This window comes from uncultured Halorubrum sp., assembly GCF_937146585.1.
GTDB classification, from domain to species: Archaea; Halobacteriota; Halobacteria; order Halobacteriales; family Haloferacaceae; genus Halorubrum; species Halorubrum miltondacostae.
The window spans coordinates 1-8,554 of the sequence record NZ_CAKZRO010000037.1; the positions used below are offsets into that span (position 1 = coordinate 1).

An 8,554-nucleotide genomic window follows, 5' to 3' on the forward strand; every position below is an offset into this window, starting at 1 on the left:
CTACGCCAGCGCGGCCGCCAGCTTCTCCACCGGGTGCGACGGCTCCGGTACCTCGCCGGGCCCCTCCTCCAGCTGGGTCCGGCAGGAGGTCCCCGGCGCGACGAGCGCGTCCCCGCCGCTGGCGTCCACCTGCTCGAAGAGGTTCTCGCCGATCGCCTTGCTCATGGAGTAGTGCTCGGCCTCGTAGCCGAACGAGCCCGCCATCCCGCAACAGGAGGAGTCGAGGGGGTCGACGCCGTAGCCCGCGCGCCGCAGCACGCCGACGGCGTGGTGGTCCTTCTTCGTCGCCTTCTGGTGACAGTGGCCGTGGTAGGTGAGCGACTCGGTGGGCGCGTCGAGGGCGAGCGCCTCGTCGAGCCGGTGGGCGTCGACGTACTCCATGATCCCGTAGGCGTGCTCCGAGACGGCGGCCACGTCGGCGTCGGGCACGTCGCTGGCGTCGCCGTCGAGCAGGTCGTGGTAGTCGGACTGGAGCATGACGGCGTCGGAAGGCTCGACGACGACGACCTCCCAGCCGTCGCGGACCCGCGGCGCGAGCGTCTCCACGGCGTCCCTCGCCGTCGCGCGCGACACGTCGAGCATCCCCTTCGAGTGGGGCGGCCGCCCGCTCCCGTCGACGTCCGGAATCTCGACGTGGCAGTTCGCGGCCTCCAACACCCGCACCGCGGCCTTCCCCGCGCCGGGGTTCGTGTAGGTGGTGTACACGTCGGGGAAGAGCAGCACGTCGCGGTCGGCCTCCTCGCGCGGGACGGCCGCGCCGCCGCGGGCCTCGAACCAGTCGACGAGCGTCTCCGAGCGGAACTCGGGGAGGTCCCGTTCCCTCGCGATCCCCAGCGCCTTCTCCGCGATGAGCCCGCTCCCGGGGATCTTGTTCGGGAGGTTCGACAGCGGCGCGAACCGCGAGGCGAGCGGCGCGAGCGACTCGAAGCGCCCGAGAAGCCGCGTCCGGAGGTCGATCCCGTGCTCCTCGTGGTGGGCGTGCTCGACCTCCGCCTTCAGCTTCGCCATGTCGACGCCGCTCGGGCAGTCCACCTTACACCCCTTACAGCCGACACAGAGGTCCATCACTTCGGTGACGAACTCGTCGTCGGTCGGGTCGTCCGGCAGTTCACCGGAGATGGCCCCGCGGAGCATGTTCGCCCGGCCGCGGGTCGACTGGACCTCCTCCTCCGACGCGCGGTAGGTGGGACACATCACGCCGCCGGTGGTCTCCTGCGGGCCGCGGCAGCCGCCGCAGCCGTGACACAGCTCGACCATCCCCTGCATCCCGTTGTCGACGGCCCACTCCATCGCGGGGTCGAAGCCGGCGTCGTACTCGTAGTCGGCGTCGAACCGCAGGTTCTCGCCCAATTCGACGTCGCCGCAGACGTTCCCCGGGTTCAGCAGCCAGTCGGGGTCGAACGCGGTCTTGAGGTCGCGGAACGCCTCCCAGAGGTCGTCGCCGTACAGCTTGCGGTTCCACTGGGTCCGCGCGCGGCCGTCGCCGTGCTCCCCCGAGACGGAGCCGCCGAGCCGCACCACGGCGTCGGTGACGCGGTCGGCGATGTCGACCATCGCGTCGACGTCGTCGACCTCCTTCGTGTTGATCAGCGGGCGGATGTGCAACACCCCCGGGCCGGCGTGCGCGTAGAAGGTGGCGAACGTGTCGTTGTCCTCCAGGATCGCTTGGAACTCGCGGGTGTACTCCGGGAGGTGTTCCGGCGGGATGGCGCAGTCCTCGATGAAGGAGATGTGCTTCTCGTCGGTGGTGCGGGAGAGCAGGATCGGCAGCCCCGCCTTCCGCATCTTCCAGAATCGGTCGCGTTCCGCGGGGTCGTGCGCCTCCATCGCGTGCGCCGCCCGACGGGGGTGGCTCGTCGTCTCTGCGGCCCCGTCGCTCGGCTCGGCCGCCGTCTCGACCCCGGCCCCCGCCCCGCCCTCGGCGGCCCCGACCCGGTCCGCGATCAGGTCCGCGACCTTCTGTCTCCCCGCCGCGTCGTCCTCGGCGTAGAACTCGACGAGCAGCACGGAGTCGGTGCCGTCGGGGAGCATCCCGACGACGTCCTCGAACTCCGGCGTCTCGGCCGCGAGGCCCAAGAGCACGTCGTCCATCACCTCGACGGCGGCGGGGTCGTGCTCGAGGCACGCCGCCACGTCCTCCATCGCGTCGAGGAGGTCGTCGTAGGTGAGCAGCGCGACCGCCTTCGTCTCGGGGATCTCGACGAGCGAGACGGTCGCCTCGGTGACGGTCGCGAGCGTCCCCTCGCTGCCGGCCATGAGCCGGCCGAGGTTGACGACACCCGCCTCGCCGTACTCGCCGCGGTGCTCGGCGAGCAGCCGGTCGAGGTTGTAGCCGGAGACGTTGCGCTTCAGCTCCGGGAACCGCTCGTCGATCCGGTCGGCCTCCTCGTCGAGGATCCGCACGATCTCGGCGTGGATGCGCGGGAGAAGGTCGTCCGCGTCCGGGTCGGCCGACGCGCGGAGCTCGTCGACCGCGACCTCGCCGAACGTCGCCACCGTGCCGTCCGCGAGGACGACCTCCAGCTCCTCGACGTAGTGGTCCGTCTTCCCGTACTTCAGCGAGTGCGCGCCGGTGGAGTTGTTCCCGATCGCGCCGCCGACCGCGGACTTGTCGCGCCACGCCGGGTCGGGCGCGAACTTCAGTCCGTGGGGCTCGACCGCGGCGTTGAGGTCGCCGATGTACGCGCCCGCCTGGACGCGGGCGGTCTCCGCGTCGGGGTCGGTCGACAGCACGCCGTCCATCTCGCCGGTGAGATCGAGGACGACCGCCTCGTTGACGGTCTGGCCGGCGAGGGAGGTGCCGCCGCCGCGCGGGAGCACCGGGATCCCCTCCCGGAAGCAGTACTCGTGGACGGCCGCGACGTCCGCGGTCGACTCGGGGATCACGACGCCGATCGGGGTGACCTCGTACGCCGACGCGTCGGTCGCGTACAGCCGCTTCGAGTAGTCGTCGAACCGCACGTCGCCCGCGACGCGGCGGTCGAGCGCGTCGACGAGTTCGGGTCGCTCGACCGCGCCGCCGGTGTAGTCGAAGTCCCCGCCCTCCGTCGGGTCGGGACCGGGGGTGTGAGTCGCCATGCGAATCCCTCGCAGTCGAACCGTGAAAAACTTCCTGCCGTCTGCGCGTCGGGGGAATTCGATCGCCCGCGCGGCGGGCGAGACCGCCGCGTGCCGGCCGCGCTATCGCCGCCCGGGAGCCGTCGCAAAAGCCATATACCGGCCGGCGAAGGCACGATCATGTCACTCGCAGACACGTCGACGTTCACCCGGCGGCTCGACGACCTCGGCGTCGCGGTCGCTGCGGGTCCGCCTGAGGAGTGCGCGACCATGGTCGAGGCGGCCGCGGGCGAGCCCGCGGTCGGCGTGCCGCTCGGTCGCTCGGGGCCCGACGGGCTCGCCGACTCGCCCGCGACGCTCCCGGACCGCGTCGAGACGGAGCCGACGACAGCCGACCTGCGCGCGGCGCACACCGGCATAACCGCCGCGTCGCTCGGCGTCGCCGAGTACGGGAGCGTCGCGCTCGAGGCGAACCCGGCCGGGACGGAGCCGGTGAGCCTCTTCGTCGACCGGCACGTCGTCGTCCTCCGGGAGGCCGACATCGTCCCCGACATGCCCGACGCCTTCGACTGGCTCGGGCCGCGGGCGCGCGACGAGTCGGTCGACGTGGTGTTCGCGACCGGTCCGAGCGCCACCGCGGACATGGGCGGGCTCGTCCACGGCGCGCACGGACCGAAGGAGGTCCACGTGGTCCTGCTTCGCGACGACGGCGCGACGGACGGCTCGGACGCCGCCGACGCGGCGGAGGGAATCCAATGAGCAGCGACGCCGAGGCCGGCGCGAGCGACGCCGCCGGTGCGGGCGACCCCGACCGCGAGGCGAAGGCCGACCGGATCCGCGAGCTGCTGGCGACCGAGGGCGACGCGGTCGCCGAGAACACCCGCGGGTTCAACGAGGGGCGCTACGAGTCGACCGGTCGCCTCGACGACTACGAGGCGCTGAAAGACGAGGCGCGCGCCATCAAGGAGGACGCGATCGAGCGGCTCCCCGAGCTCATCGACGAGGTGCGCGAGTCGGTCGAGGCGAACGGCGGGACCGTCTACCTCGCCGACGACGCGGCCGACGCGAATCGATATATCCGCGAGGTCGCGGCCGAGCGCGGCGCGGAGCGCGCGGTGAAGTCGAAGTCGATGACCTCGGAGGAGATCGAGGTGAACGACGCGCTCGCCGCGGACGGCGTCGACGTCGTCGAGACGGACCTCGGCGAGTGGGTGCTCCAGCTGGCCGACGAGGAGCCCTCCCACATCGTCGCGCCGGCGATCCACAAGTCGCGCGAGGGGATCGCCGAGCTGTTCGCCGAGCGGTTCGACCCGGAGGACCCGCCCGAGACCGCGGAAGAGCTCACGATGTTCGCCCGCGAGCGGCTCGGCGCGCTGGTCGAGGACGCCGACCTCGGGATGACCGGCGCGAACTTCGTCGCGGCCGACTCGGGCACCATGCTCCTCGTCACCAGCGAGGGGAACGCCCGGAAGACGGTGACGGCGACCGACACTCACGTCGCGGTCGCGGGCGTCGAGAAGCTCGTCCCGGCCGTCGAGGACTTCTCTCCCTTCGTCGAGCTGATCGGGCGATCCGGCACGGGCCAGGACGTGACTTCCTACATCTCGACGCTCACCCCGCCGGTCGACTCGCCCGTTCCGGACTTCGACGACGACGGAGAGCCCTTGGCCGACGGCTCCGGGGACGACCGCGAGTTCCACCTCGTCCTCATCGACAACGGGCGCATGGCGATGCGCGACGACGAGGAGTTGAAGGAGACGCTGTACTGTATCCGGTGTTCGGCGTGTTCGAACGCCTGCGGGAACTTCCAGAGCGTCGGCGGCCACGCGTTCGGCGGCGAGACCTACTCCGGCGGCATCGCCACGGGCTGGGAGGCGGGGATCGAGGGGCTCGACACGGCGGCGGAGTTCAACGACCTCTGTACCGGCTGCTCGCGCTGCGTGCCGGCCTGCCCGGTCGGCATCGACATCCCGTGGATCAACACCGCGGTCCGCGACCGGATCAACCGCGGGGAGGCCGACGCGAGCCAGCTCGACTGGGCGTTCGAAGAGCTCGTCCCCGACGAGGAGCCCGGCGGCCTCGACCTCGCCACGCGGCTCGTGGGCAACTACGCGACGCTGGCGAAGTGGGGCCACCGGACCGCCCCGATCGCGAACCGCCTCGCGAACGCCGGGCCGGTGCGCGCCATCGCCGAGCGGGTCGCCGGGATCGACCGCCGGCGCGACCTCCCCGAGTTCGCGAGCGAGTCGCTCGTCGACTGGTTCGAGGCCCGCGGCGGCCCGGCGGTCCCGGCCGCCGAGGCGACCCGGGAGGCCGTCGTCTACCCGGACACCGCGACCAACTACGTCGACGTCGAGCGCGGGAAGGCGACCGTCCGCGCGCTGGAGGCGCTCGGGGTCCGCGTCCGCGTGCCGGACCTCCCCGGGAGCGGCCGGCCGCCGCTCTCGCAGGGGATGATCGCGACCGCCGAGTCGGCGGCCGAGGACGTGTACGCCGGCCTCGCGTCCCACGTCGACGCCGGGCGCGACGTGGTCGTGATCGAGCCGAGCGACCTCGCGACGTTCCGCCGCGAGTACGAGCGGTTCCTTCCCGAGGAGTCTCACGAGCGGCTCGCGGACGCGAGCTACGACCCGATGGAGTACGTGTTCGGCCTGCTGGAAGGCGGGGCCGACCCCGCGGCGCTGCGCGCGCCCGCCGAGGGGACCGGGCCGGTCGCCTCGGGCAAGCGGATCGCGTACCACCCGCACTGTCAGGCCCGGACGATCGGGGTGGGCGAGTACGCGACCGCGGTGTTCGAGCGACTGGGTTACGACGTGCGCGTCTCCGAGACGGAGTGTTGCGGGATGGCCGGCTCGTTCGGCTACAAGTCAGAGTACTACGAGCTGAGCATGGACGTCGGCGAGCCGCTGCGCGAGCAGTTCGGCGACACCGACCGCACCGTCGTCGCGGCCGGCACGTCCTGTACCGAACAGCTCGACGCCCTGCTCGATGCCGCCCCGACGCACCCGATCGAAGTGATCGCGCCGCGGGAGTAGCGGGCCGAGCGCGGTTCGGGTCCCGTCGGGCGTCGGACGCGCGTCGTTCGACAACGAACGCTTATTAGGCGCGCTCGTGACCGTATCAGGTATGAACGCAGCCCCCGAAGAGATCACGTCGCTCGTCGGTCGCGAGGTGTACTCGAGCAACGGCGTCTTCGTCGGCGAGATCGAGGACATCCAGCTGGACTTAGACGCGCGTGCCGTCACCGGACTCGCGCTCGCCGAGCTCAACCACGAGCTGTTCGCCGGCCAGGTGAGCGGGTCGACGGGCGTCATCGTCCCGTACCGGTGGGTCCGCGCCGTCGGCGACGTCGTCCTGATCAACGACGTCATCGAGCGCTACGACGCGGGCGAGCCGGAGGAGGACGGGAGCGAGATCGAGGCCCGCCCGGACGCCCGTTAAGCGAGGCCGAGCGGCGGCCGTCGGTCGCGGCCTCAGAACGGAAGCGCGTCGCGGAGGCTGGCGATCACGCCGCGCTCCTCGCGGCGGGCCTCGTCGAACACGGGGTACAGCGCGTCGAGAAACGCCGTCTCGTTTTCGAACCGCTGCTTGGGCACGCGGTCGAGCGCGTCCGCGATCGCAAGGGAGCGCCCCTGCGCGTCGTACGGGACCTCCTGGTCGCCGAGCGCGTCCCGGAGCTCCGCGGCCGTCGCGGGAAACGACACGTCCGCCTCGTCCAACCGGGCGTCGAGCGCGGCGATGCCGAACTCGATCGCCTCGGGCTCTTTCGTATCGCCGCCGCCGGGTGGCCGTGCTGCCATTACGACCGGATATTCTCTCCGACGGCTTGAAACCCCTGCTCTCGGCTCACTCGGGGACCGTTTCGGTCGGCGGTTCGGCGTCGACGACGGCGAGTTCGACCCCGTCCCCGGACCGATCGAAGGCGGCGACCGAGTCCTCGTCGTACGGCGGGACGGCGACGACCACCACGCCCGCGAGGTCATCGGTCCGCGACACCCCGAGGAACCCGTCCGGGTGCGAGACGAACCGCGCGCCGCCCTCGCCCGCCGGCGTGCCGAGGTCGACACCGAACACGGAGCTGACGGACCCCCCCACTGACGGGAGCGTGAAGTGGGTCACCACCGGCGTCGCCGGGTTGAGCCCGAGGTCGTCCTCGAACTCGCCGGCGGGCGTCGCCGAGAGCCGGACGTTCACCTCGTCGGGGTCCTCGCTCGCGGCGCGCTCGCGGAGCACGGTCAGCAGGTCGCGGGTGACGTAGATCACGGTTCGGACCACGCTACGGGACGGACTGGCAAAAGGTCACGCACGAGCCGCTCCGCGCGGTAGCGTCTCGGCCGCCTCAGAACGGCAGCGCGGACGCGAGCGTCTTCGCGTACAGGCCGGGGGCCTTCCGCCGCGAGTTCGAGAGGGCGTCCTCCAGAGCGACGGCCGCGCGCTCGTGGACGCCGACGCCGTGGCCGACGAGGACGCGCTCGGGGTCGAGCCCGGAGAGCGCGCTCGTCGGCGGCGTGATCCGTAACATCGGGTGGACGCCGAGCCGCTCGCGGTCGCCGCGGAAGTACGACCCGCTGCCGAGGGATTCGGGGACGATCAGCGTCTCGCCGTCGAAGAAGCCGACCTCCTGCCACGGCGGCAGCGAGGAGTCGCGGATCCGGAGCGCCTCGAAGCCGGTGTCGGCGAGGTGCGACCCGAACCGCTCGATTTCGACGTCCGGGCCGAGCTCCTCGGTGACGCCCGTCATCCACTCGGCGACGTACACCGGCACGTCGTGGCGCGCGGCGACCTCCCCGCTGTCGCGCACGTGGCGGTCGAGTCCGATCACGACGCCGGCGACGGAGCCCAGGTCCTCGAGGAGGTCGTCGACGCCGGGCGCGTCGACCGGGTCGACCACCCACACGTCGTCTTCGTCCGCCTCCTCGTTCTCGACCGCGAAGGCGTGGCTCGCGCGCTCCATCGTCTCGTCGGGGTACGCGATCCAGCCGACGCCGCCGTCGTAGCGATCGATCTCGTGGAGGTCCGGCTCGCCGCCTTTCATGCTCATGCCACCTGTTCGGCCCGGACCCTTGTTAAGTCGTCTCTGTTAACACGGCGATCCACTGCCGGGACGCGGGCCGGCGAGGTCGCCCTACTCCGCGGGCCACTTAATTGAACAGCCCCGAGAGGGGCGGTCGGGGATTTCGACGTCGTCGCCCGCGAGGACGGCGTCGACCGCGTCGCGAATATAGAACTCCGTCGGCTCGTCGTCGGGGTTGAGCGCGTCGTCGAGGCGCCCGTGATACCGGAGTCGCCACGCGCCGTCCTCGCGGCCGAAGAGGAACGGGTCGGGGGTACAGACGGCGTCGTAGGCGGCCGCGACAGCACCGGTCTCGTCGCGGAGGTACGCGTCGTACGCGACCGCGCCGTCCGCGACGCGCTCGCGCATCGCCTCGAACGAGTCGTCGGGGTACTCCTCGGCGTCGTTCGGGTTGATCCCGACGACCGCGAGGTCGTCGTACTC

Annotated in this window: 8 protein-coding genes; 3 read left to right on the top strand and 5 right to left on the bottom strand. The window is 71.9% G+C overall.

Annotated features, from left to right (window positions below):
• Entirely contained in the window at positions 1-3,078 is a 3,078-nt protein-coding gene (locus Q0116_RS03345) for an FAD-binding and (Fe-S)-binding domain-containing protein (protein ID WP_297885499.1), read from the bottom strand.
• 159 nt (positions 3,079-3,237) lie between these two features.
• Between Q0116_RS03345 and Q0116_RS03350 the strand changes: the two genes are divergently transcribed.
• The 3 genes from Q0116_RS03350 (at position 3,238) to Q0116_RS03360 (ending at position 6,498) form a co-directional block, all read left to right on the top strand.
• Positions 3,238-3,816, top strand: coding sequence for an LUD domain-containing protein (locus tag Q0116_RS03350; protein ID WP_297885500.1), 579 nt, complete (start codon positions 3,238-3,240; stop codon positions 3,814-3,816).
• Complete coding sequence (locus Q0116_RS03355) at positions 3,813-6,092, top strand: LUD domain-containing protein (protein WP_297885501.1); 2,280 nt, start codon at positions 3,813-3,815, stop codon at positions 6,090-6,092. The genes Q0116_RS03350 and Q0116_RS03355 overlap by 4 nt, the downstream gene beginning before the upstream one ends.
• A gap of 91 nt (positions 6,093-6,183) precedes the next feature.
• Positions 6,184-6,498 (top strand): PRC-barrel domain-containing protein, encoded by a 315-nt coding sequence (locus Q0116_RS03360; RefSeq protein WP_297885502.1) that lies wholly within the window; start codon positions 6,184-6,186, stop codon positions 6,496-6,498.
• A 32-nt stretch (positions 6,499-6,530) separates the two neighbouring features.
• Here the strand turns inward: Q0116_RS03360 and Q0116_RS03365 are convergent, their stop codons facing one another.
• The 4 genes from Q0116_RS03365 to Q0116_RS03380 all read right to left on the bottom strand — a co-directional run.
• Entirely contained in the window at positions 6,531-6,857 is a 327-nt protein-coding gene (locus tag Q0116_RS03365) for a hypothetical protein (RefSeq protein ID WP_297885503.1), read from the bottom strand.
• A 46-nt stretch (positions 6,858-6,903) separates the two neighbouring features.
• Complete coding sequence (locus Q0116_RS03370; protein WP_297885507.1) at positions 6,904-7,320, bottom strand: hypothetical protein; 417 nt, start codon at positions 7,318-7,320, stop codon at positions 6,904-6,906.
• A 76-nt stretch (positions 7,321-7,396) separates the two neighbouring features.
• Positions 7,397-8,092 carry a hypothetical protein gene (locus tag Q0116_RS03375; RefSeq protein WP_297885508.1) on the bottom strand — a complete coding sequence of 232 codons (696 nt, stop codon included), beginning with the start codon at positions 8,090-8,092 and terminating at the stop codon, positions 7,397-7,399.
• A gap of 90 nt (positions 8,093-8,182) precedes the next feature.
• Positions 8,183-8,554, bottom strand: a 372-nt coding sequence (locus Q0116_RS03380; protein ID WP_297885505.1) for a thioredoxin family protein, incomplete at its 5' end; no start/stop codon positions are given.